This window comes from Aquimarina sp. AD1, assembly GCF_003443695.1.
Lineage (GTDB): Bacteria > Bacteroidota > Bacteroidia > Flavobacteriales > Flavobacteriaceae > Aquimarina > Aquimarina latercula.
Map to the genome: position 1 here is coordinate 4,231,601 of NZ_CP031966.1, position 24,991 is coordinate 4,256,591.

A 24,991-nucleotide genomic window follows, 5' to 3' on the forward strand; every position below is an offset into this window, starting at 1 on the left:
GGTGGCAGAGCATAATTTACTTGGTAAGGAAGGAGAAACATTAGCTGTTGAGTTTTTGGAAAAAAAGGGATATGAAATTCTAGAACAAAATTATAGATATCTAAAGGCTGAAATTGATATTATAGCCAAGAAAAGTAATACAATAGTGGTTGTCGAAGTAAAAACCAGAAGCACACCAGAGTTTGGTGATCCACAGGATTTTGTAAAACAGAAACAAATACAATTATTGATCAAAGCGATAAATCACTACGTAGAGGAAAATGATTTCGATGAAGAGATACGTTTTGATATTATAGCAATAATTAAAAATAAGTTGCGAACGGAAATTGAGCATCTTGAAGATGCTTTTTATCATTTTTAATAATTAGTCTTAATACAAAAGAATAAATGAAATATCGCAGACTTGGTAATTCGGATGTGGAGATTAGTGAAATATCTTTTGGTTGTATGTCTCTTGAAGAAGATTTTGAAAAAACAAAAGAACTAATCCATTTGGCTTTCGATAAAGGGATTAATTATTTTGATACAGCTGATTTATATCAAAATGGTAACAACGAAGAAATGCTAGGTAAGGCCGTTAAAAGTTTTAGAGACAAGATTATTATAGGCACAAAAGTTGGGAATCAACCTAGAGAAAATGGAGAAGGCTGGGATTGGAATCCAAGTAAAAAATATATTATAAATTCTGTAGAAAAGAGTTTAACTCGCTTAAAGACTGATTATATAGATCTTTATCAATTACATGGAGGAACTATTGATGATCCTATTGAAGAAACTATAGATGCTTTCGAAACATTAAAAGCAGAAGGTAAAATAAGATACTATGGTATTTCGTCTATTCGACCTAATGTAATAAGAGAATATATAAAACACTCTAGAATTTCTAGTGTAATGATGCAATATAGTCTTTTGGATAGGAGACCAGAAGAATCCTGTTTACAATTATTACAGAAAAATAACATAGCTGTTTTATCAAGAGGATCGATAGCAAAGGGATTGTTAGCAGGGAAAAAGGCAAAAGAGTACTTAGAATATAATTCTTCTGATGTTGATATTGTTATTAAAAAGTTAAAACAATTATCTAATGAGGATAGGACTATCGGACAAATAGCAATTCAGTTTGTTTTAAATCATAAATCTATTACTTCTTCTGTTGTTGGTTTTAGAACTGAACATCAGTTACAAGAATGTATAAAAGCTTTAGAAATACAGCAGTTGTCCGATGAAGAACTTAACTATCTTCAAAACATTATTCAGCCATTATTATATAAAAATCACAGATAGATTGATATAAAAAGTACGAGTGTACCCAAACGGTCTTTCTAATTTTTAAATTTGATTAGATTTGAAAAAGGGAATATTTAAACTTCTATATGGATTCATTCGGAATTGTTGATTTATTATTATTCTTAGGAATTAGTCAAGGAGTTTTTCTTGCGATTACTCTTTCATTGCTTCATAATAAAAATAAACCAGCTAATAGGATCTTATCCTTTATACTATTAATAGCCTGTTTGATGCTTGTAGGCAGGGTGTTTTATCCGAGATTTTCTGGAGTTTTATTTTTCCGAATAGCAGGATTTGTGGATACATTGATTTTTATTTTTGGACCTTTGCTATATACGTACATAAGAAGATTGACTTTTAATGAATCTCCGGGTTATAAAACTCCTTGGTATCATTTTATTCCTGCTTTTCTTCATGTAGTATTTTTTAGTTGGACGTTATTTTATACTAGAGAAGAATTACAAATTATAATCAGTGAAGGTGGCTTTAATTTTGTTTATTTTATTGTAGAGACTGTAGGTTTAATAAGTAATGTAGTATATGTTGCTAAATCATATCATTTGCTCAGTATCTATAAAACTGCAGAAAAAACAAACCTTTCTTATTCGCAGAAAGTACAAATCTTCCTAAGGTTTTTTTTATTTGGAATTTCAGTTTTTATGATTTTATGGATCATAAGTTATGCTAATTATTTTATGAGATTTAAGGAGTTGTATTTTATAAGTTATCATCTAATTTGGATGTCAATTCCCGTATTTATTTATATTGTTGGATTTTTTAGTTTAAAGCAACCCGAAATATTTAGGGTTCCACTTAGTAAGAAAAAAACTGTTTCAAAAGAAAGGTTGAATGGAGAAGAATTGGAAATATTAAAAAAGAATTTAGAGGATCTTATGGTTAATAAAAAGATATATTTAAATAATGAACTTACTTTAAAGGATCTTTCTAAAGAACTCAATACTTCTACTAACAATATATCTTGGTTACTCAATAATATACATCAATGTAATTTTTATGATTATGTAAATACATATAGAGTTCAAGAATTTATCTCCAAAATCCAAAAAGGAGAGCATTTTAATCATACTATTTTAGCATTGTCGTTAGATTCAGGTTTTAATTCGAAATCAACTTTTAATAAGGCTTTTAAAATGATTAAGAATGACACTCCAAGTAATTATATAAAAACATTACAAACCTCTTAAAGAAGTTTCAGCGTATACATTAGGTCGATTTTTAAAGTTTTTTGACTCAGTTTTGAGTATAACTTTAAAATTATATCAAATGAAACGAACAGTTAATTTTTTTTCAGCAATAAAGAAAGCGATATGCTCATATGTTACCCCTTCTATTTTTGTTTTATCGCTATTGGTTACTTCTTGTAGACCGGGCGAAGTTCCCAATATAGTAACCACGGTAGATACAGTGACAGATGGTTCATTTCACGATGGACTGGCAATAGATCGTAAAGGGAATTTATATGGATCTGATTTTGTCGGAAATACGGTTTATAAAATGACTCCTTCCAGAGAAGTAACAGTTTTTGTAGATAGTCTGGTTTCTCCAAATGGGATTGGTATTAATAAAAATGATGAAATTTATGTTTGCGATCATTTTGGCAATACTATTTATAAGTACTCAGAAGAAGGTGCACAATTGGATAGTATTCCGGCAATTTCTCCAGCAGGTATAAAAAGAATACCAGGGACCAATGATATGTTGTTCGTCGAATATAATACGAATACGATTAATTTATTATCAGAAAATAATACAATCACTAAGTTATATGAAGGATCACCAATTAATGGACCAGCTGGAATTGCATTCGATAGGAGAGGTGATTCATATATAGGTAACTTTAATGATAGAAAAATTTATAAATTTAAAGACGGTGAACTTACTTTTATTGCTGAGTTACCCGCAGAAGCACCTAATGCTAATTTTTTAGGGTTTTTGACGTATGCTAGAGGTTTTCTTTTTGCTACTCAAATAGGGGAACATAAGATTTATAAGATCAATCCAAACAAAGAAAATGATTTTGAAGTATTTGCAGGAAGTGTATTGGGTAACGAAGATGGAGATGTTTCTGAAGCGACATTTAATTTTCCAAATGGAATATTAGCTAGTAAGAATCAGAAAATCCTATATATTTCTGATGCTGGGACCAAAAATTTGAGAATCATAGAAAGTGGTATTGAACATTAATTTATAATTATTAAATAGAAACAGGGAAATTTTCTCTTTTTTATTTTGTAACTTATACCCACAATACAAATTAATCTTAAAATAAATTCATCATGTTAAAATCGATTTTGACTCAGCAAGGAGTAAAACAATTAAACAAAGAACAACAACAAACAATCAATGGAGGAGGAGGATTAAACTCCGAATGTCATTCTGATAGCGAGTGTGATTATCCGTTAATCTGTGCTGGATGCTTATGTAGACCTGTTGGAGGACCATTTTAGTCCGCAGTAGGTATTTAATTAAGGCTAATTCAAATATAAAAAAGGTCAGAATTCTAAATTCTGACCTTTTTTATATTTTTCATCTTGTTAGATTTTTTTGATTAATAAAAATTTTTGCAATTGCATATACATTTTCGAATAAATCCGATGATGAGCCATTTTTATTAGCTAGCATTGATATTGATAAGTTATACTCAGGAAATAGTGCTAATAAGGAGATGGATCCATTAGCAATACCTCCATGATGCCAAACCCTGATTGTAGTACCGTTGTTAAATATATCTTTGGCATCATTCCTCCAACCAATAGCATAATTCTGTTCGTTAACTTTAGAATTATTGAGCATTACTGGTGCAGTTAGTAGATCAGTAGTGTTTTTATCGAATAATTCATTATTTAAAAAAGCATTTCCTAGTTTGATGAGGTCGGTTGGAGATGCTAAAAAACCTCCTCCAGCCCATTTATTACTGTTGTTAACGGGGTATACCTTTTTATATTTTTGATTAGTTACATCATAAAACTCTGCGGCATCCTTTATAGTTTCCGAAGTTTCCTCAACAATGAATGTAGCACGTAATGGTTCGAATACAGATTCTTTCATGAATTCAGGAAATGGTTTTCCTGAAGCTTCTTCTATCATTGCGCTAAGAAGTGTATAATTATAACTGCTATAACTAAAATTATTCCCAGGAGTAAATAATAATTCATCATTATTAAATAATGAAACGCTTTCTTCTACACTAGAATAAGAATCGTTATTGTAATATTCCCAAATAGGAAAACAAAGACAAGCTCCATAGTTTCTTATCCCAGAAGTATGTGACCCTAATTGTTTTAAAGTCAAGTCTTTAAGAGGTTTGTCTACATATGAGACGAACTGTTTTACCTGATGGTCTAAATTAAGTTTATTATTTTGAAGTAAAACACCTATTCCTAAAGAAGTGACTGCTTTTGAGGTACTTCCTATTCTAAATTTAGTAGTAAGATTTGCTAAGGTTTTATCCTCAATATTTTGATATCCGATAACATTAGACCATATGACTTTATTGTTTTGACCAACTGCAATTGATACAGCTGGCGCATCTAATTTTGTGTAGATTGCCTTAAGAATACTATCTGCCTTCTTTAATATGAGGTCATTGTGTATTTGAACCGGTTGAATATTGGAAGTGTTAGGCTTGTTTTTCCAACCGATGGTATAGACAAATATCGGTTCAAAAAGATAATATGCTAAGACTAAAGCTAGAATAAAAATAGAACAAATTTTAATGTATTTTTTCATATTTTTTAATTGAGATTAGACATAGAATTCCTTGTCATAGAAAGTTAATTCAATGATTTTGATAAGTATTTTTAAAATGAAAAAGAGATTACGCTAAGTCGGTTTCTTGTTGCTTAGCTTTTAGCATTTCAGAGATCCTATACAAAAGGATTATTTCAAGAATAATGGTAGGAGTAAGTAAGAAATACCCAAGAAACCCTAATATAACTGTGGCCATACATCCATAAGCAATAATTTCGAAGATACCCGTAGTTTTTGCTAACATTCCTAATGCATTTTGAAGCCTAATCACAGAGATTCCTAAAAGAATACCAATAACTCCAAAAGTGACAGCTTGAGCGCCAATTATGTAGGTGAAATCTAACTCACCTATGTGTAAGGATATTAAATCATAGGTATAGAAAATAATTGTCATACATGTAAATATAAAAGCAGTTATTCTCAATAAGTAGTTTTTAAAAATTTTGCCAGAAAGTATGAAACCTCTCATAAAAAGTATAATTGCTACTAGAATTACCAATTTTAATACGCTATAAAGTGCAGTGGAGACTAACATTTCACTACCAAAATGTCTTGAATAGTCCAACGCAAATTCTCCAAATCCAAGAATAAAATATACAATACCACTAATCCAAGATATGGTCAGTTGTCTAGTTAAAAAACTAGCTTCTTTACTGTCATCAATATCAAGAAGAAAAAGTTTTTTAAATTCTTTAGCTACTTTAGAATTTTCGGTTTGTATTTTTTCTAAGTCATAATCCAGTGCCGATAAGATTGTTTTTATTGTGTAGCTTCTTGGAGTTACTTCTCCCGCCTCAATGCGTTGTATAGTTCGAACACTAATATTGCATTGTTCTACGAGCTCTTCCTGTGTAAGTCCTTTAGATTTTCTTAATTCGGATATTTTAATACCTAATGCTGGTTGTTCCATGATTTTTAAGTTTTTCGTTTCTTGTGAAGTAGTATTCCCTGCAGTAGAATTACTAGAACTTGTTTTCATTTGATACAGCAATATTAGTTGTAAGAGATAAAATCTCAAATTTTTTGACTTGACTTTGACCCGTCATTAACCTGACATTTCAAGTATAATAGGGTTTTGAAGGGTTTTTAGTAAATCCCTTTGGAGATGAAATATAGGAATTATTCTAATGCAAAAACCTATGTTTTTGGAATAAGATGTATTCTTTATATAAGATAATTAATTAGAACAGTAGAGATTTTATTGTTGCAACTGTAGTTTTTAGATTTAAGCGCACATTCTTAGATTTTGCAGATAACTCTTAACCTCTATAAACATAGCTTCTTTACTATGAAGGTCATCAATATCATTACTGTAATGGTAACCAAACGAATAGTTTATAGAAAATTCTTCTATATCGATAAGTTCAGGGTGATTTTTGTAGTTTTCTAATTCTTCAGCAAACCTTCTTTCTACATTTGAATAATTGATAGCATAAAGTTTATTGTTATTCTTAGTATCCATATTTACCTTTCTCGATAAAGATCCTTTTAAAAAACTAAATTCTTCTTTTCGTCTCATAATTTAAGTTGGTTTGGTACTTATAATCTGAAATGAAATTAGAAATTTAAAATAGTATAAATCGTTTTTTGTAGTTAAATATAGTTAAAATGACGTTGAAATGCATTTTTATATCGATGAACGGTTATTTTTCGTTTTATAGTATTTAAAGTTAATTTTAACGCTTATATTTTAATGAGTATTTAAGAATCTTAAGATTTATTAACTGCAAATTTTAATGGTTGCAATACTTTAAGACTAGTATTAACAGAGTCAATATTTTCGAAAGTCAGTAATAGTCTTAATCCATTCCTTGTATTTTTTTCTTTCATTTTGCAGACATTTGGGTTCTTTTGTACAAATTGAAGTACTTTTGAAAATGCAGGACTTTGGTAAAAACTAGATTGTTGATCACTAATAAAATATCCAATAAGTTTATTTTGTTTCATGATTATTTTCTCAATACCTATTGATGTAGCAATCCATTTGATGCGTACAGAGTTTAAAAGATCAATTGCTTGATCGGGTAATTCTCCAAATCGGTCGATTAATCGCTTTTCATATTCCTGTAATCCGGTTTCATCTTTAATACCATTAAGTTCTGTGTATAAGTTAAGTCGCTCAGTAATATTGTTGATGTAACCATCAGGGAATAATAATTCAAAATCGGTATCAATTTGTGTATCTTTTAAATATGCTTTTTCTTTTTTATCATCTTCATATAATTCTGCAAACTCATTTTCTTTTAATTCTTCTATAGCTTCATTTAATATTTTTTGATAAGTATCGAAACCAATCTCGTTAATAAATCCACTTTGTTCTCCTCCTAATAAATCACCTGCTCCACGAATTTCTAGATCTTTCATAGCTATATTAAATCCGCTACCTAAATCAGAATGCATTTCTAAAGCGGTAATACGTTTTCTTGCATCTTCTGTCATTGCAGAATAGGGTGGTGTAATAAAATAACAGAATGCTTTTTTATTACTTCTACCAACACGACCTCTCATTTGATGTAAGTCTGATAGCCCAAAGTTATTAGCATTATTGATAAAAATAGTATTTGCATTGGGTACATCCAATCCACTTTCTACTATAGTAGTAGACACAAGTACATCAAACTCTCCATTCATAAAAGAGAGCATCAAGCTTTCTAATTTTTTACCATCCATTTGACCATGCCCAATACCTACTTTAGCATCAGGAACTAGACGTTGTATCATCCCAGCTACTTCTTTAATGTTTTCTATTCTGTTGTGAATAAAATATACCTGTCCACCACGTTGAATTTCATAACTCACCGCATCTCTAATCGTTTCTTCAGTAAATCTAATAACATTGGTTTCAATCGGATATCGATTTGGCGGAGGTGTAGTTATTGTAGATAAATCCCTTGCCGCCATTAAGCTAAATTGTAATGTTCTTGGGATAGGTGTAGCTGTTAATGTAAGCGTATCAACATTTTCCTTGATTGTTTTTAATTTGTCTTTTACGGAGACACCAAATTTTTGTTCTTCATCGATTACTAATAATCCAAGATCCTTAAATTTGACATTCTTATTTACCAATTGATGGGTTCCTATAATGATATCAACTTTTCCAGAAGCTAAATCTTCTAGTGTTTCTCTTTTTTGTTTGGCAGTACGGAAACGATTTACATAATCTACCACTACTGGAAAATCTTTTAGTCGTTCTCTAAATGTTTTAGCATGCTGAAAAGCAAGAATAGTGGTTGGGACTAATATGGCTACTTGTTTTCCGTTATCTACGGCTTTAAATGCAGCTCTTATGGCAACTTCAGTTTTACCAAAACCAACATCACCACAAATTAATCTATCCATCGGTCTTTCGCTTTCCATGTCGGCTTTTACAGCTTCTGTTGCAGTACTTTGATCAGGTGTATCCTCATATATAAAAGATGCTTCTAATTCATGTTGTAAATAACTGTCAGGGTTATACTGAAATCCCTTTTGAAGTTTTCTTTTTGCGTATAACTGAATTAAGTTAAAAGCAATATGTTTTACTCTTGCTTTTGTTTTTTGTTTTAACGTTTTCCAAGCCTTAGAACCTAGCTTATATATTTGTGGTGGTTTACCATCTTTACCATTAAACTTAGAGATTTTATGAAGAGAATGAATACTTAGGTATAATACATCACGTTCTCCATAAATCAATTTGATAGCTTCCTGCTTTTTACCTTCTACATCTATTTTTTGGAGTCCGCCGAATTTTCCGATTCCATGATCAATATGAGTTACATAATCACCAACTTCTAAATTAGTAAGCTCTTTTAATGTAATAGCTTGTTTTTTAGCATATCCACTTTTTAGACTAAACTTATGGTAGCGCTCAAAAATTTGATGATCTGTATAACAAGCAATTTTACGATTATGATCTATAAACCCTTGAAATGCAGAAAATACAATTGTTTCGTATTGTTTTACATCAAGATCAGCATCATCAAAAATATCATGGAAACGTTTAGCTTGTTGTTCACTTACACAGAAAATATAATTCTTATATTCTTTTTCGTGGTTTTCATTAAGGTTCTTAATCAATAAATCAAACTGCTTGTTAAAGGAAGGCTGAGGTTTTGTATCAAACTTTATGGCATAATCAGCTTTAGTTAGAGGTCTGTTTCCTATTTCTACTAATGTAAAATTTAGTAGTTGTTTTTTGATTAATTCTGAAGAAGCAAATAGTTCTTCAGGTGTACTATGCTTGATATCTTCAGAAAGTGTTTTGAAGGCTTCTTTGGCTTTTTCAAAATTTTTATCAATTCTTGAAGAAAGAAGATCAATGTCTTTTGCAAAAATGACGGTTTTGGAAGCAATGTATTTTAAGAAACTCTCACGAGTTTCTTGCATGGCTTTATTCTCGACATTGGGAATGATAGTGATCTTTTTAATTTGTTCTGTCGATAATTGAGTTTCTACATCAAAGGTTCTGATGCTATCTACTTCATCACCAAAAAATTCTATGCGATAAGGCTCGTCATTACTAAAAGAGAATACATCTACTATACCACCACGTACAGAAAATTCACCAGGTTCAGTGACAAAATCTACTCTTTGAAACTGATACTCGAATAATACTTCATTTACAAAATCTAATGATAAAGTATCCCCAATAGATATTTTTAAGGTGTTTTTTTCTAATTCTTTCCGAGTAACTACCTTTTCGAATAACGCATCGGGATAGGTAACGATCAGAGCAGGTTTTTTACGCGAGTTAATTCTATTTAATACTTCTGCTCTTAATAAAACATTGGCATTGTCAGTTTCTTCAATTTGATAAGGTCTTCGGTAACTACCAGGGTAAAAAAGCACATTTTTATCACCCAATAATTGTTCTAAATCATTTAGGTAATAGGCTGCTTCTTCTTTATCACTAAAAATACATAAAAAAGGTTTTTCTGCTTGTAGAAAAGCATTTTCAATTGCAAAGGATAATGAAGATCCAATGAGACCTTGTAAATGAATTTTACTTTCGGATTGGGCAATAGCATTTCCCAGTTTCTGCAATTGCTGAGACTGTGCAAAAGTTTGCGTGATTAAGATTTGACTCACGTAGCGAAGATTTTGTAGCAAATATAACAGCTATATAAACGTATCCAAAAAAGAACGTCTGATTTATTAAGAGAATTGAAGTAGTAGTCTTTCAAAATCTTTTTCAGAGTTATATACATTGCAAGAAACTCGTATGGCATTCCCTCTAAATGAAACAAATATTTGCTCTCTTTTTAATCGAACCTTTAGTTCGTCTAAATTGATTTGATTAGGAAGGTAGATGCCAAAAAGATGATGTGCTCTGAAAGAGTCATTCTCAATAAAGCAACCTAATTCTCTAAGCTTTTGTATGGTATCTTTAGAGATATTTTTTGCATACTCCTGAATGTTTTTTGGTTGCCATGCAATCAATTGCTCTATAGCATTTATCAACATGGGCGTTAATATAAAATTGCTAGATTCTCCTACAGAATATCTAGCTGCTTTTTCTTTGTAACGATCTTCATAATTAGTAAGTCCAGAAAAATCCTCACTATTGTGTCTATTCATCCAATTATGTTCAATAGGTGTTCCATCGTTAAAAGCATCACTGTAATAAGCCATTCCGATAGAGTAGGGACCTAATAACCATTTATAACCTCCACAAACTAAAGCATCAGGTTCAATATCTTGAACAGAAAATGGCAATGCGCCAACACTTTGTGTACCATCTATGACTAACATAGCTTTTACCATGTTAGTTTTTTCACGGATAGCTTTTAGATCGAATAAAGTTCCATCTGCCCAATGTATATGAGGCAAAGCAATAACCGCAGTATTTGGAGATATAGCATCTAAAATATGTTGATTCCATAACATACCACGATCTTTAAAATCTTTTGGAGGATATACAACTTTGATAATGGCATTGTTTTTTTTGGCTACCTCTTGCCAGATATATACGTTACTAGGAAATTGTTCATCAACTAAGATGATTTCATCACCACTTTGTAAAGGAATATTATTTGCAGCATTGGCAATACCATATGAAACGGAAGGAATAATAGCTGTATTTCTATAATCTGGAGCATCAATTAATGTTGCAAAACGCTGTTTTAAAATTTCTTTATCATTAAAAAAATCTTCAGGTAAGATTTCATTAGGATGTGATTTCTTTTGTAAAGATTGCATACCAATTTCGGTAACTGATTTTAATTGTGGAGCCATATAGGCTCCATTTAAATAGGTAATTTCTTGGGATAGATCAAAAAGGTGTTTTTGGTTTTGCATTAGTAAGTGATTTATACTTTTGGTTTGTATTAGGTTTAAGCAAATTAGAATATTAAATTGATTCATACTCAGCTACTAAGAATTCTTTAACTTTTATAAGAAATAAATGTTTGTAACAAAATTTAATACGTAGAGTCAAATACTAAAAACATAATATATGTACAGAATAGTAATTTGGTGCTTTTTATTAGTTGGGAGTTCTATTTTTTCTCAAAAATCTTTAAAAGGAAAAGTGCTTGATTTTAATACAAAAGAGCCACTAGCGTTTTCTACTATCGTTTTTAATAACAACAAAACATTAGGTACTATTACTGATATTGACGGAAACTTTGTTTTTAGTTCTGATACAGACATTAATAGTTTGGTTTGTAGTTATTTAGGGTACAATAAAAAAACTATTGATGTAATAGATACTACTTATATAGTTATTGAATTAATACCGAAAGAAAATCAACTAGATCAAGTTGTTATTTCTTCAACCGAGAATCCAGCAAATAGAATTATAAGAAACGCGATTAAAAATAGGGAAATAAATGATCCAGAGAAGTTGCAGTCTTTTGCATATAACTCTTACAATAAAATTATTTTTGATGTCCGCTCAAAAAAAAATAAAGATTCGGTGTCATTGGTAAAAAGACTTAAAGGTGGGCATATGATGATTATGGAGAGTATTACTAGAAGAAAATTTTTAGAACCGGATTTAAGTAATGAAGTAGTTGTCGGAACTAAAGTTTCAGGTTTTAGAAATCCTCAATTTGCATCACTAGCTACAGATATTCAACCTTTTTCTTTTTATACTGATATGATAAATTTGTTCGAGGTTAATTACTTAAACCCGATATCTAAAGGAAGCTTAAAAAAGTATAAATTTTTTCTTGAAGAGAGTATACCAGTAAAAAAGGATACAATACATGTGATTTCTTTTCAGCCAAAGGCAAATAAAAACTTTGAAGGGTTAAAGGGAATAATCCATATAAACACTAATAAATTTGCAATACAGAATGTTACAGCTTCTCCATATCAAAAAGGAAAAATTGATTTAAAAATTCAACAAAAGTACACGTTGTTAAGAGATTCTATATGGTTTCCTGAACAATTGAATTATAAATTGTCTATGCCAGAGTATCCAAGTAAAGAAAATAATTTAGTGATGAATGGTAAAAGTTATATTACCAATATTTCTTTAGATACCTTGTTACAAAAAAGAGATTTTCCAATAGAGGTTGTTAGTATTGCAGAAGGTGCTACTAAAAAGGATAGTGTATTCTGGAACCTAAATCGAAATACAGTTTTAAATCCAAAAGAAAAGATTACGTATAGAGTTTTAGATAGTATTGGAGAAAAGGTGGATTTAGATAAATTTTTAACCTTATCAGAGAGTCTTTTTAGAGGTAAAATTCCAGTTGGTATGGTAGATATTGATATAAATAAAACCATAATCATGAATCAATTTGAAGGTTTTCGATTAGGAACAGGCTTGTATACAAATGATAAGTTTGATGATCGATTAAGTTTAGGTGGTTTTGTGGGATATGGATTTGATGATAAAGATTGGAAATATGGTGGAGAAGTAAATTACTCAGTGTCAAAAAAGAACGAAGTATCCATAGGATATCAGTATCAGGTAAACTTAAGAGAAGTTGGTAATTACAATAGGCAACAACAAGATTTAGAGTTTTTAAATTTCAGAAGTTATTTAGGATTTAACTTTGATAAGATAAGAGAGCATTCGGTAAATGTTCATTTCAGAAGTTTAAAATATTTAACAGCTGATTTATCCTTTAATCATACTTCAGTTAATCCTAAGTACGAATATGAATTCATTAGTGAAACAACAAACTTGAGAGAATATACCAATAGCAGCTTATCTCTTAATCTTAGATATGCATATAAGGAAAAAATGATTAATTCGTTTAACCAAAGATTCACATCGGGAACAGATTACCCGGTTATTGGTTTTTCGTTTTCTAAAGGATTTGATGATATTCTTGATGGAGATATAGATTATAATAAAATAGAAGTATCTCTAGATCATTCTTTTTACACTAAAAGCTTTGGAAAGACTAGTTATAGGATGGAGGGTGGCTATATAGATAGTGCAGTTCCTTATGGATTGTCGTTTACAGGAAAAGGTAATTACGATACTGACTACCCTTTTTTTAGTAAAAATCTTTTTCAGACAATGACTCCATACGAATTCGTGTCTGATAGATATGCTAACCTTTTTATTGCTCACAATTTCGAGGGATTGTTGTTTAAAATTGGAAAATTTCAACCTGATATCGTAGTGCATCAAAATATAGGTTGGGGTAATCTGATTAATAACAATAACGCTCTTGTTCCGTTTAACACAATGGATGAGGTGTTTTTAGAAAGTGGTTTAGAGTTAAAGAGTTTATTTAAAGTGAATTACCTCAATTTAGGTTATTTAGGATTTGGTTTAGGCGGGTTTTATAGATATGGTTTTTATTCAAATGAAGATTTTGAAGATAATTTAGCAATTAAATTTAATATAAGTTTTAAGATCAAATAACTAATGAGTCCCAATTTTTTAGAGAAAAGATTTAGGATCGATGGGCTTTGATTCTTGTTATTTAAGTAATCAATTTATTAAAATAACTTCCTTTTTTGTGATAGCATATATTTTGACTTTTTTTGTGGATTCCAGTATATGATTACCAGTAAACTCTCCAAAAGCAGGGAGGATAAGTTGATTTTCTTTTTGGTAAAAACAAGGCAGGCGTAAACGTTGTTTGCCTAAGCCTTCTAAAAGTACGCCAGGATGAATATGTCCACAAAAATTAAATAGACCTTCTCTTTCTTCAGGATGATGACTAAGTAAAAAATTATCTAAAATTAATTCTAAACCTAGTTTTATGCCTATTTCTTCATATTTAATAGGAGAGATGATATCATGATTTCCTACGATTAAAAGAAGCTCTACTTTAGTTTTAGATACCCATTCTGAAAACAATATCCATTCATTATTAATGAAACTATGAAAAAGATCTCCCAAAAAACAAACTTTAGATGGGGTAAAGGTTTCGAGAACTGCGTCTAATTGTTCAAAATTTTTGAGAATTGCTTCTTGAGGTACCGCGCTACCGTGTTTTCTAAAATGGGATATTTTTCCTAGATGTAAATCCGCTATCAAAAGGATGTTTTTTTCTTTCCAAAACATTGCGCCTGTAGGATGCAGAAGAAAAGTTTGATTTTGTATTTGTACCGTCTGGAATTTCAAAGATTCACTATTTTTTAGACAACAAAGCTACCATCTTTTTAATACGATCTTCAAGTTTTTCGCTGGATAATTTTTCTCGTAATCGATCTGTTATAATAGGAAATGAAAAAGGAGTCGCTTTTTTACAGGATTTCCAAACAATAGATTGATTTTCTATTCTTTCCAAGGCCTTTTGTAATCTTCCTTCTTCTAATTGATGTTCAAATGTTTCAATAAAAGATTGTTGATATAAGAGGTTTTTAGACTCAAAATCTCTAAACACATTGAATAATAATTGTGAGCTGGATTGTAAATGTTTGCTTTTTAGCATTTTATCGGGGTATCCCGTAAACACCATTCCTGATATTACAGCTATATCTCTAAATTTTCGTCTGGCCATTTCTGTGGCGTTCAGACTTTTTTGAAGATCATTGTGCATATGATCTGTAGCAAAAAGATTGTTGTCAATTACCTGTTGCATATCAATTTCTTGGTCTGATAACAGTTCAAAACCGTAATCATTAAATGCTAAGGAAAAAGAGATAGGAAATAAAAGACTAATTCTATAGGCCAACAAGCTTCCTAAAGCTTCGTGGACAAATCTACCTTCAAAAGGATAAAAAATCGCGTGATATCCTTCTCTAGTTTTAAAGGTTTCTATTAAGAATTCATCGGACCCTGGAACGATACTTTCTTCTTGTTGTTTCTGAAATATGTGTGATAGTGCTTTTAATTCCAAAGATTTTTTTTCGTCAGTTTTGGATGAAGCTTTATATAATTCCTTCCGAAGTAATTCAGACATTTGGGATGTTAGTGTCAATCGACCACCCATCCAACTAGGAACTTTGGAAGTTTTTTTTGAAGATTTTCTTACCAAAACTTTCATTTCTTTTATCCTAACAAGTTCCAGGTTTCGTCCTGCAAAAGTAAAAACATCTCCAGGTTTCAATTTTGAAATAAACCATTCTTCAATGCTTCCAATATATCCACCTTTAAGGTATTTGACCGTTAACACAGCATCACTAACAATGGTACCTATCTGTAGGCGGTGACGCATTGCAATACCACGATTATTTACTTTGAATAATCCATCTTCTAGAATTTCTACTTTTTTATATTCATCATAACTTTGTAAACTTTGACTACCAATAGTTATAAAATTTAGGATCCATCTCCAATCATCTTCAGAAATAGCTTGGTAACAAAAAGTGCTTTTAATTTCGTGATAAATCTCTTTTGGATAGAATCCATCAGAAACCGCTAGTGTGGTAAGATACTGAACCAGTACATCATAACTATTTAGGTACGGAATTCGATCTTCTACGGTATTATGTTTTACAGCTTGCTGTAAAGCAGATGCTTCAATTAATTCTATAGCATGTGTTGGCAAAAAATAGATTACACTGGTTTTACCAGGTTGATGTCCGCTACGACCTGCTCGCTGTAAGAATCGTGCCACTCCTTTTGGCCCTCCAATCTGAATAATAGTTTCTACTGGAGCAAAATCAACACCTAGATCAAGACTAGAAGTGCAGACTACTGCTTTTAAAGATTCATTACGTATTGCTTGTTCTACCCAAAGCCTTGTTTCTTTGTTAATACTACCGTGATGCATAGCCATTTCTCCTGCGAATTCAGGATATTTTTGTAGTATTTTCTGAAACCAGATTTCGCATTGGCTACGAGTATTAGTGAAAAGTAATGTTGTTTTACTTCTTTTGATAATAGGTACAACCTCGTCTAATAAATGAATTCCCAAGTGACCCCGCCAAGGAAAGGTTTCCATTTCTTTGGGAATAATACTTTTTACCTTAATTTTCTTTTTGATGTTAGCTTTGATTAATACCGAGTTTTGTAAAGCATCTGATTGATATCCTAATAAAACTTCACGTGCCTGCTCCAAGTTTCCGATGGTAGCTGATATTCCCCAAATTCTAAGTTTAGAAGAAACTGTTTTTAATCGAGATAGTGCTAATTCAATTTGAACTCCTCTCTTGGTTCCTAATAGTTCGTGCCATTCATCAATTATAATGGCAGTGCAATCTTTAAAAGTTTTATCATATCCTTTTGAAGCAAGTAGTAATTGTAAACTTTCTGGAGTGGTAATGAGCAAATCTGGCATAGAACGTTTTTGTGCTGCTCTTTCTTTTTGAGAAGTATCTCCTGTTCTTATCCCTATTGTAAATTGTGTATCTAGATCTTTAGCAAATCTTTCTGTAGCTTGTTTAATCTCTTGTGAAAGTGCTCGTAGAGGTGTGATCCATATTGCTTTCAATCCTTTTTTATGTTTGGTTTGATAGTCAGGATTATCTTTTATATAGTTCAGAACAATTGGAACCCATAAAGAATACGTTTTTCCACTTCCTGTTGGTGCATTTAGTAATCCATGTTTACCCTGTAGGAATGCTTTCCAACTTTGTTTTTGAAAAGGGAAAGATTTCCATTGTTGTTGTTGAAACCAAGATTCTGCTATGGTAAAAAGTTCTTTCTGGGTCATGATTCCTTCGTTAGGCTGGGGATCAATGTTTTTAAATCCTCTAATGTATTTGCTTCTTGAATTTTTTTATCCTGTCGCCATCTTAAGATGCGAGGAAATCGAGTTGCCACACCACTTTTGTGTCTTTTGGATAAAGCAATTCCCTCAAAAGCTATTTCAAAAACCAGCTGAGGAGTTACACTTCTTACTGGGCCAAAACGTTCTAAGGTATTTGCCTTTATAAATTTATCAACTTCCTTAAACTCTGCGTCGGTAAGACCAGAATATGCCTTTGCAAAAGTGACTAATTCAGTTTTATCCTCGTTCCAAAGTCCAAAAGTATAATCTGTAAATAAATTAGACCTACGCCCATGTCCTCGCATAGCATATGTTAAAACCGCATCGATAGTTAGTGGATCTACTTTCCATTTCCACCAATCTCCTTTTTTGCGACCGACTAAATAAGGTGAATCTTTCTTTTTTAACATCAAACCTTCTGACTTAACATCTCGAGATCGTTCGCGTTCATTGGCTACTTCTTCCCAAGAGTTAAAAGTCATTTTTTCTGATAGATGCAAAGGTGTTCCAGATTCTGGGTTGAGTTCAGAATGACGGACGTTAAGAAATAGTTTTTCTAATAATTCACGACGTTCAGAAAATGGATAGTTTCTGATGTCATTTCCTTTCCACTCTAGCATATCATATGCTTTTAGAATAACAGGAGTTTTTTGTAATAAGTTTTTAGAAACTGTTTTTCTCCCTATTCTGGTTTGTAGATCATTAAAAGTTCCTATTGTTCCATTTGGGAATGGTAGAATTTCACCGTCTAAAACGGTTCCGTTGGGTATGATTTTTAAGAGTTCTTGAAACTCTGGATATTTATCCGTTACCAATTCTTCTCCACGACTCCAGACAAAAATTTCGTTGTTTCTAATAATAACTTGAGCTCTGATTCCGTCCCATTTATGCTCGGCATACCAATTTGTTATATTTCCTAGATTCGAAACTTCATTTTCTACTGCATATGCTAGGTAGAAAGGATAGGGTTTTGAAAGAAAATCAGATTCTTTTTCCTCTAGTACTAAATCTTGGAATGAAATAGTATTGGGATCCCAGTTCCCCATCAATTTATATGCTAATATATCTTCATCTATTTCAGTAGCTTTGGATAAAGAGCGTGTCATTAATTTTTGACTTACTCCAATTCGGAAACCTCCAGTGATCAGTTTTGTAAACACAAAACGTTCGTAGTAGTTTAATACTCCCCAATTTTTTTGAAGATATGCACGTTTATGTTCTTCGGATTGCTTTTTAAGAGCGATCATTTCTTGTAGATATTCCGTTAGGGTTTTTGTGGAACTTTCTTTTGAAGTAGGGACTACAAGCGCTATGGTTTCTGCTAAATCTCCAACAATATGATATGATTCTTCAAATAACCAAAGCGGAATGTTCGCTAATTCTGAAGCCCAGGATCTAAGTAACGTCGTGTTTACAGGTCTTGGTGGTCTTCGATGAGAGAGTATAGCAATAGTCCATACTTTATCATTTTCTGGGGCATTTTTAAAATAAGAAGCCAATGCGCTTACTTTTACATTGGTTTTATTGGTGCTATCTAAAGTTTTGATGAGGTTTGCAAACTGTTTCATTCTATAACCTCACTTTCTTTTTTAGTTTCTATTTCTGCAGGTTCACCTTCATATTGTGTTTTTTCTGTACGAGCATCATACCCAAGTTCCCTAAGATATCGCGAGAATATTTCAGTATATCCGTGGGTACTTATAACTTTAGTAGCTCCAGTTTCTTTAACGGCCGTTAATAAACCATCCCAATCACAATGATCAGAGAGTACAAACCCTTTGTCAATTGCTCTTCGTCTTCGAGCTCCTCTAAATGTCATCCATCCACTAGCCGAGGCTGTTACATACGGCACCATTTTCCGTATCCAAGTACTACCATGAGCACTAGGCGGTGCTATTACAATATTCCCGATAAAATCTTCTTTTTTAGTTTCTCTCGTTACCAAAGTAGTTTTAGGGAAGTCGATCATTGGTCTAATAACATTGGTCATGTTTTCTATGGCTCCATGTGTATAAATCCTTCCAATTTCAGGATTTAAATATTTCAAAAGACGTTGTGCTTTTCCAAGAGAATATCCGAAGAGTATAGAAGTTTTCCCTTCTGATTTATTTTCTGCCCACCATTGGTTAATATCTCTAAAAACTTCGTTTTGAGGTGTCCATTTAAATGCGGGTAACCCAAAAGTGCATTCCGTAATAAATGTATGACATTTTACAGGCTCATAAGGAGTAGAAATACCATCATTTTCTATTTTATAATCTCCTGTGAAAACCCAAACTTCTCCTTTATGTTCCACTCTGATTTGAGAACTTCCAATGATATGACCTGCGGGATGAAAACTAAATTTTACATTGTTAATTGTAAAGGTTTCTCCATACTCTTTTCCACTGACTTCAATATCTCCTAATCGATGTTTGATTATATGAATGTTTGTATGATGTGTGATGTATTGTTGATGTCCCCATCTACTATGATCAGCGTGTCCGTGTGTAATAATTGCTTTATCTACCGGTTTCCAAGGATCAAGATATACTTTGGCAACATCACAATAGATTCCCTTTTCTGTGAATTCTAAAAGCGGTCGATATGACATAAATGGTAATTATAACTTAATTTATTGAAATTACGGAATACTATGTGGACGAGAAAGTGTTTATAGAAATATTAGGAGTTGTTGATGGTCGTTTTTAGAATTGAATTAGTGTATTTTTATTCTGAATTGGATCGATAAAAAAATCTCGCTTATTAAATTTTAAAAGGAGTATAGTTTGGTTATATTTGCGGAAAATAAATAAAAATACATGATGTCAATATCTGATTTATTTGATAGTGGATTTCAGAAGAGAAATCAAGATCATTTTGCTGCAATTGTTAGAGTAGCAATGAGTGATGGAGTGATAACTGATGAAGAGAGCGCTTTCTTAGATCGATTAGCTAGAAATCTCAGTATCTCTGAAAATGATTATAAAGAAATATTAAAAGATTATGCTTCTCGTCCTATTAATCCTCCTACAAGTTATGACGCTAGATTAGAAAGATTGTTTGATTTAGCAAGAATGGTATATGCTGATAATATAAAAGGAGATGATCAGGTTGTGTTATTAGAGAAGTTATGTATCGGATTAGGTTTTAGATCAGACAATGCTAAATATGTAGTTGATAAAGCACTTTTTTTAGTTGATCAAAATGTGGATGGAGATACATTCGCAGATGAAATTAAAAATATGAATCGATAATCAAATTTTGATAATCAATATTATAAAAAAAGCCGCTTCTATGAAGCGGCTTTTTTAGCTATTTGTTTTACTATTTTATAGATTAAATCTTCTTGTTCAAAAGGTTTCGCTATGAAATCATCCATTCCAGAACGTAAGCATTTGTCTCTTTCAGCTTCAGTTGCTTTTGCAGTAAAACCTATGATTGGAACTTCGGATATCATTTTGTCTCCATAATTATTTCTGATCATATGGGTTGCCTTATAACCATCTACTTTTGATAGTTTTAAATCCATTAAAACAAGATCATAGTTTCTTCTTTCTAGATAATTAATTGCCTCCTGACCGTTAATAGCAACATCTACAAAGAAACTTCCGTGACTAATTAATATTTTCATTAATAAGAATTGAGTAGCTTCTTCATCTTCGACCACTAATATTCTAAATTTCTTTTTAGTTTCTGGAAGGCTGTATTTTTTCTTTTTCTTCGTTGGGATAGATTTTGTAACATCAAACTTGAAGGGTAACTTAATATCAAAGGTTGTCCCTTTATCTGGTTCACTAGTAACTTTGATCTCTCCATTTAGGAGATCTACCAAGTCTTTTACTATAGCTAATCCTAATCCTGTGCCTGAAATTTGTTTATCCCCATTAAAACGCGTAAATCTGTTAAAAATGTTTTTAAGATTTTCTTCTTGAATTCCTAAACCAGTGTCTTCAATCTTGAAACCAATACTTATTTTATTGGTACGTTGATAGTTTTTAGTAACTGATAGAGTTACTTTGCCTTCTTCGGTAAACTTGAAAGCATTGTTAAGAATGTTATTTAAAATTTGAAATACTCTGGTTCTGTCTCCAATAAGATATTCCTGAATATTTGGATCAATATAAGTTTCGAACTCGATGCCTTTTTCTTCGGCAAGTTTGGCGTATGTTTCTTCGAAACCTTCTAATAGGTTAATAAATAGAAACCTTTCGTCTATAATTTTTATTTTTCCAGATTCTATTTTAGAAATATCTACCATATCCTCTATAAGAGCATTGAGGTGTATGCTTTGTCTCTTAATAATTCGAGCTAATTCTTCTTGTTCAAAATTTAAATTTGTTTTTTCTAATACCTCGATAAAACCTAAAATACCTGTCAAAGGTGTTCTAATTTCATGATTAATGTTGGCTATAAAACTATTTTTGAACTGTTCTTTATCAAGTAAATACTGATTTTTAAGCTCTAACTCTTTTGCCCTTAAAATAGACTCATTTTTTTGTTGTGCTATTTTATTTAGTTCGTAGTACTTGGTAGAGTAATCAAACAAGAGAATAACAACTTCTTCAGAATTTATTTTAATTGTGATATCACATATTTTATCAAGTTTCCCTTCTTCTAAGTGAATACAAGGGAAATTATAGGTAGTTTCTTCTTTTTCAAAAACCGCAATAAAACCTTCTATAATCTCGAAAAACGGATGTGCATCATAGATAGATGTTCCTATTTTCCATGTGAAAATATTGCCGTCGGTTTCTTTAATCGTTCCATCGTGTTGAACAATCGTACACTGCGTTTTTTGATTAAATAGTAACTTTTCTTCTTGATATGTCATGGTACTATGCAGTTATTTCCTTAGCAAGATCTGTAAAGAAATCTTGTACGTTTTTATTGGTTTTTGCACTGGTCAAACAATCAACAGTTATATTTAGTTCTTCGAATTTTTTTGTTACATCTTTTTCATTAACCAGATCTAATTTATTGCCAATAACCTTTACTTTTACCTTAGGATGATTTTTAGAAAGATATTCTAAATCTTGGTTGAGATCTTTATAGGTGTCGATACGAGTAAGATCAAATACATAAATAAAGGCGTTGGACCCTAGAAGGTATGACTTTCTGGTGTCTTCTATGTCTGTATGCCCTTCGGTATCCCAAATGATCATAGAAAGTTCTCGACCATCTGGCATTTCGATTACTTTCTTTTTAATTTGAACACCTAAGGTAACTTTATAATCTTCAGAAAATTCGTTATCAATAAAACGTCTGAATAAAGACGTTTTTCCTACACCAAAGTGTCCTAAAAGCACTACTTTTTTAGACAATTTCATCTTCAAAATGTTTTTTTAATTTTTTAGTAAAAAGTTCACTGTTTTCTAAGTCTCTTTTAGAAATGTGATGCTGTGCAAAGTTAATAATTTGATCTTCTAATACTTCTTTAAACATCATATTATATGCGCCAGAAATTACAGCGGCAATATAATAAGAATAAAAATTTTGCACGTGTATAGTGTATAATTCGTATTCTATAGTTTCCAGATTTTGGTTTCCTCCCCGAAAAGCATCTTCTACAAAACTTTTGATAGCAGTTAACATACCTGCAACCATATCTTTATCAACAGTATTATCTGACAACGGGCTGTAATCTGTTATTAGTAAACCAGAATCTTTTTCAATAACAAACATCTGTATTAATCTAGGTTTTGCATAATCTGTAATAGCCAGATCGCCATCACTAATTCCTTGCGCCCTTGCCTTAGTTCTTCTAAATAAGTTTTTGAATGAGAATGCTTGCCTAGTTTTTCGATTAATGTTTTCACTTAACAGTTTCATCTCATGAGCAATATATTTCTTAATCATTTTACCGATTATCGGAAATAATGCTTCTACCACGGCGTCCTGAGAGTTTTTAATCTCTTCCTTTAAAGTTTCTGTAATTGTGGGTCCTAAAGTTTTCGGTATATCCTCAACAAATTGTTTTAATTTATCATCTATAATAGGATCTACCTTATACGATAATTGCTGCTTTTGATGAACAATTTTACTTAATTCATCAACTTTTTTGGCAATGGATTCCGCATACTCCTTCTCTTCTGTAAGAAGTAGTTCTTTGAGAATTTTTAATTTATCCTGTTCTTCCATATTGTTGGATAAACAGATTACTACTTATTAATTTTTTCTCCCATAGCGATTAAAAGATCACCTAATGTTTTTCTATCAACCTTTTTATCATCTAGTGTATCTATTTTATCAGCGAGATTGTCTTCTAATTCAGTGATTCTAATATTTACATCAGTGCTAAGATTGTCAATTGCCTGATTTAATTCTTTTCGAGTATCTTCAATAAAATCTTCAAGCTCCTTTTTCTTAGAAGAAATATCTTTTTTAACTGAGTCAAATTCAGAATTATAAGCAGCAATGTTTTCTCCAAATATTAGATTCTTTATTGCTTCTATTTTTGAAGAAGGATCATTTACTACCTGTTCTTGCGCAGCTTTATTTTCTTTGGCCATTTTTGGTAATTTATATTGTTGTTCTATGAGCTTCAGGTAAATTTAACATAAAAAACATTAAAAATAAGAGTTCACAGAACAATAATGTTAAAGTTACTTGCTTTTACAACAAATGTAATACGTTTAATTTATAGAGTTTTAATAGTTGGTTGGAGGGAGAAACTCTTTTATTTTTATCGTTTGATTGCAAGATTAGTGAAAATTAATTGCAATCAATGTATTCATAAGCCTTTTTTTATAAATACACCATTATCTAACTACTCGCTTGATAGTTAAATAAATTATATCATAAGTAAAACTGATGTATTTATGATTCGGAACTTTTCATAAATGATTCTACTTTTGAAACCATATTTTTACTACCGCATATAAATGGAGTGCGTTCGTGTAATTCTGTCGGTTTTATCTCTAAAATCCTTTTAAATCCATCACTTGCTGATCCACCTGCTTGTTCTGCAATAAAGGCCATTGGGTTACATTCGTAAAGTAAACGAAGTTTTCCGTTTGGAGATTTAGAAGTGCTTGGATACATATAAATTCCGCCTTTTATCATATTACGATGTATATCACTAACCAACGAACCTATGTACCTTGATGTATATGGGCGATCTTGTTTTTCTTCTTGACAGTACTTAATGTAGTCCTTTATACCTTGTGGAAAATGAATATAGTTTCCTTCGTTTACAGAGTAGATGTTTCCATCTTCTGGAAAAGTCATGTTTGGGTGTGATAGGTAATATGTACCCAAAGCTGGGTTTAATGTAAATCCATTAACACCGTGACCAGTAGTATATACCAACATAGTAGATGTTCCATAAATAATATATCCAGCAGCAACTTGTAGATTACCAGGTTGTAAGAAATCTTCCATGGTAACAGGTGTTCCTGTCGGGGTAACTCGTCTATAAATCGAAAAAATTGTTCCTACAGAAACATTCACATCTATGTTAGAGCTACCATCTAATGGATCCATAAGTACCACATAATTGTTTCTATGATCACTTTTTTGTCCTTTAATTGTAATGAAGTCATCATTTTCTTCGGAAGCAATACCACAAACAATTTCTCGATTTGTTAGTGTGTTGATAAAGGTCTCATTTGCTAGTACATCAAGTTTTTGTTGATCTTCTCCTTGTATATTAGTTTCACCTATAGCTCCAGTGATATCAACCAAACCTGCTTTGTTAACTTCATGGTTCACCATCTTTGCAGCTAATCGAATTGAATTGATCAATCGAGAAAGTTCTCCGCTAGCATACGGAAAGTCTTTTTGGTTTTCGATAATAAATTCTCCTAAGGTTTGGTTTTTTCTAGCCATTTTGGTTATGTTGAATTTCTGCAAAAATATTATTTTTTAAATAACTAAAACGTTTTCGTAACCGTAATTTGTGA

21 protein-coding genes are annotated in these 24,991 nt (G+C 31.5%); 7 read left to right on the forward strand and 14 right to left on the reverse strand.

The window, feature by feature from the left end:
• The first annotated feature begins 1 nt into the window (after window position 1).
• From D1815_RS18255 to D1815_RS23755, 5 genes are all read left to right on the forward strand, one after another.
• Window positions 2-361, forward strand: coding sequence for a YraN family protein (locus D1815_RS18255; RefSeq protein WP_118388759.1), 360 nt, complete (start codon window positions 2-4; stop codon window positions 359-361).
• A 26-nt stretch (window positions 362-387) separates the two neighbouring features.
• Window positions 388-1,284, forward strand: coding sequence for an aldo/keto reductase (locus D1815_RS18260; RefSeq protein WP_118388761.1), 897 nt, complete (start codon window positions 388-390; stop codon window positions 1,282-1,284).
• An 89-nt stretch (window positions 1,285-1,373) separates the two neighbouring features.
• Window positions 1,374-2,492 carry an AraC family transcriptional regulator gene (locus D1815_RS18265; protein ID WP_027393293.1) on the forward strand — a complete coding sequence of 373 codons (1,119 nt, stop codon included), beginning with the start codon at window positions 1,374-1,376 and terminating at the stop codon, window positions 2,490-2,492.
• Window positions 2,493-2,571: 79 nt separating this feature from the next.
• Window positions 2,572-3,492 (forward strand): hypothetical protein, encoded by a 921-nt coding sequence (locus D1815_RS18270; protein WP_027393294.1) that lies wholly within the window; start codon window positions 2,572-2,574, stop codon window positions 3,490-3,492.
• Window positions 3,493-3,584: 92 nt separating this feature from the next.
• Window positions 3,585-3,755, forward strand: coding sequence for a hypothetical protein (locus D1815_RS23755; protein WP_155839683.1), 171 nt, complete (start codon window positions 3,585-3,587; stop codon window positions 3,753-3,755).
• Between the two features lie 79 nt (window positions 3,756-3,834).
• Here D1815_RS23755 and D1815_RS18275 read toward each other — a convergent pair whose 3' ends face one another.
• The 5 genes from D1815_RS18275 to D1815_RS18295 form a co-directional block, all read right to left on the reverse strand.
• Window positions 3,835-5,037: a serine hydrolase gene (locus D1815_RS18275; RefSeq protein WP_118388763.1), complete on the reverse strand. Its 1,203-nt coding sequence runs from the start codon at window positions 5,035-5,037 to the stop codon at window positions 3,835-3,837.
• Between the two features lie 88 nt (window positions 5,038-5,125).
• Window positions 5,126-6,037 (reverse strand): helix-turn-helix domain-containing protein, encoded by a 912-nt coding sequence (locus tag D1815_RS18280; RefSeq protein ID WP_118388765.1) that lies wholly within the window; start codon window positions 6,035-6,037, stop codon window positions 5,126-5,128.
• Window positions 6,038-6,283: 246 nt separating this feature from the next.
• On the reverse strand, window positions 6,284-6,577 hold the full coding sequence (locus D1815_RS18285; RefSeq protein WP_118388767.1) for a hypothetical protein: 294 nt from the start codon (window positions 6,575-6,577) through the stop codon (window positions 6,284-6,286).
• A gap of 191 nt (window positions 6,578-6,768) precedes the next feature.
• Entirely contained in the window at window positions 6,769-10,125 is a 3,357-nt protein-coding gene (gene mfd / locus D1815_RS18290) for a transcription-repair coupling factor (RefSeq protein WP_118388769.1), read from the reverse strand.
• A 66-nt stretch (window positions 10,126-10,191) separates the two neighbouring features.
• On the reverse strand, window positions 10,192-11,334 hold the full coding sequence (locus tag D1815_RS18295) for an aminotransferase class V-fold PLP-dependent enzyme (RefSeq protein WP_118388771.1): 1,143 nt from the start codon (window positions 11,332-11,334) through the stop codon (window positions 10,192-10,194).
• A gap of 157 nt (window positions 11,335-11,491) precedes the next feature.
• Here D1815_RS18295 and D1815_RS18300 point away from each other — a divergent pair, with 157 nt between their 5' ends.
• Window positions 11,492-13,867 carry a DUF5686 and carboxypeptidase-like regulatory domain-containing protein gene (locus tag D1815_RS18300; protein ID WP_118388773.1) on the forward strand — a complete coding sequence of 792 codons (2,376 nt, stop codon included), beginning with the start codon at window positions 11,492-11,494 and terminating at the stop codon, window positions 13,865-13,867.
• A 69-nt stretch (window positions 13,868-13,936) separates the two neighbouring features.
• On the opposite strand, the gene pdeM is transcribed toward D1815_RS18300, so the two are convergent.
• The 4 genes from pdeM to D1815_RS18320 are packed head-to-tail and all read right to left on the reverse strand — an operon-like array spanning window position 13,937 to window position 19,701.
• The gene (gene pdeM, locus D1815_RS18305; protein WP_027393300.1) at window positions 13,937-14,575 is read right to left on the reverse strand and encodes a ligase-associated DNA damage response endonuclease PdeM; all 639 of its coding nucleotides are present in this window, start codon (window positions 14,573-14,575) and stop codon (window positions 13,937-13,939) included.
• A gap of 7 nt (window positions 14,576-14,582) precedes the next feature.
• Window positions 14,583-17,051: a ligase-associated DNA damage response DEXH box helicase gene (locus tag D1815_RS18310; protein ID WP_118388775.1), complete on the reverse strand. Its 2,469-nt coding sequence runs from the start codon at window positions 17,049-17,051 to the stop codon at window positions 14,583-14,585.
• Window positions 17,048-18,676, reverse strand: coding sequence for an ATP-dependent DNA ligase (locus D1815_RS18315; RefSeq protein WP_118388777.1), 1,629 nt, complete (start codon window positions 18,674-18,676; stop codon window positions 17,048-17,050). Before D1815_RS18315 ends, D1815_RS18310 begins: the two co-directional genes overlap by 4 nt.
• Window positions 18,673-19,701, reverse strand: coding sequence for a ligase-associated DNA damage response exonuclease (locus D1815_RS18320; RefSeq protein WP_118388779.1), 1,029 nt, complete (start codon window positions 19,699-19,701; stop codon window positions 18,673-18,675). Before D1815_RS18320 ends, D1815_RS18315 begins: the two co-directional genes overlap by 4 nt.
• Window positions 19,702-19,912: 211 nt before the next feature.
• Here D1815_RS18320 and D1815_RS18325 point away from each other — a divergent pair, with 211 nt between their 5' ends.
• On the forward strand, window positions 19,913-20,344 hold the full coding sequence (locus D1815_RS18325) for a TerB family tellurite resistance protein (protein WP_027393304.1): 432 nt from the start codon (window positions 19,913-19,915) through the stop codon (window positions 20,342-20,344).
• Window positions 20,345-20,382: 38 nt separating this feature from the next.
• Here D1815_RS18325 and D1815_RS18330 read toward each other — a convergent pair whose 3' ends face one another.
• The 5 genes from D1815_RS18330 to fbp form a co-directional block, all read right to left on the reverse strand.
• Window positions 20,383-21,921, reverse strand: coding sequence for an ATP-binding protein (locus tag D1815_RS18330; RefSeq protein WP_118388781.1), 1,539 nt, complete (start codon window positions 21,919-21,921; stop codon window positions 20,383-20,385).
• Between the two features lie 4 nt (window positions 21,922-21,925).
• Window positions 21,926-22,417 (reverse strand): Rab family GTPase, encoded by a 492-nt coding sequence (locus D1815_RS18335; protein ID WP_118388783.1) that lies wholly within the window; start codon window positions 22,415-22,417, stop codon window positions 21,926-21,928.
• Entirely contained in the window at window positions 22,404-23,228 is an 825-nt protein-coding gene (locus tag D1815_RS18340) for a hypothetical protein (protein WP_027393307.1), read from the reverse strand. Before D1815_RS18340 ends, D1815_RS18335 begins: the two co-directional genes overlap by 14 nt.
• Before the next feature lie 20 nt (window positions 23,229-23,248).
• A complete protein-coding gene (locus D1815_RS18345) occupies window positions 23,249-23,599 on the reverse strand; it encodes a fructose 1,6-bisphosphatase (protein ID WP_118388785.1) in 351 nt (116 codons plus the stop codon).
• Between the two features lie 307 nt (window positions 23,600-23,906).
• A complete protein-coding gene (fbp, locus tag D1815_RS18350) occupies window positions 23,907-24,917 on the reverse strand; it encodes a class 1 fructose-bisphosphatase (protein ID WP_027393309.1) in 1,011 nt (336 codons plus the stop codon).
• Window positions 24,918-24,991: the final 74 nt, after the last annotated feature.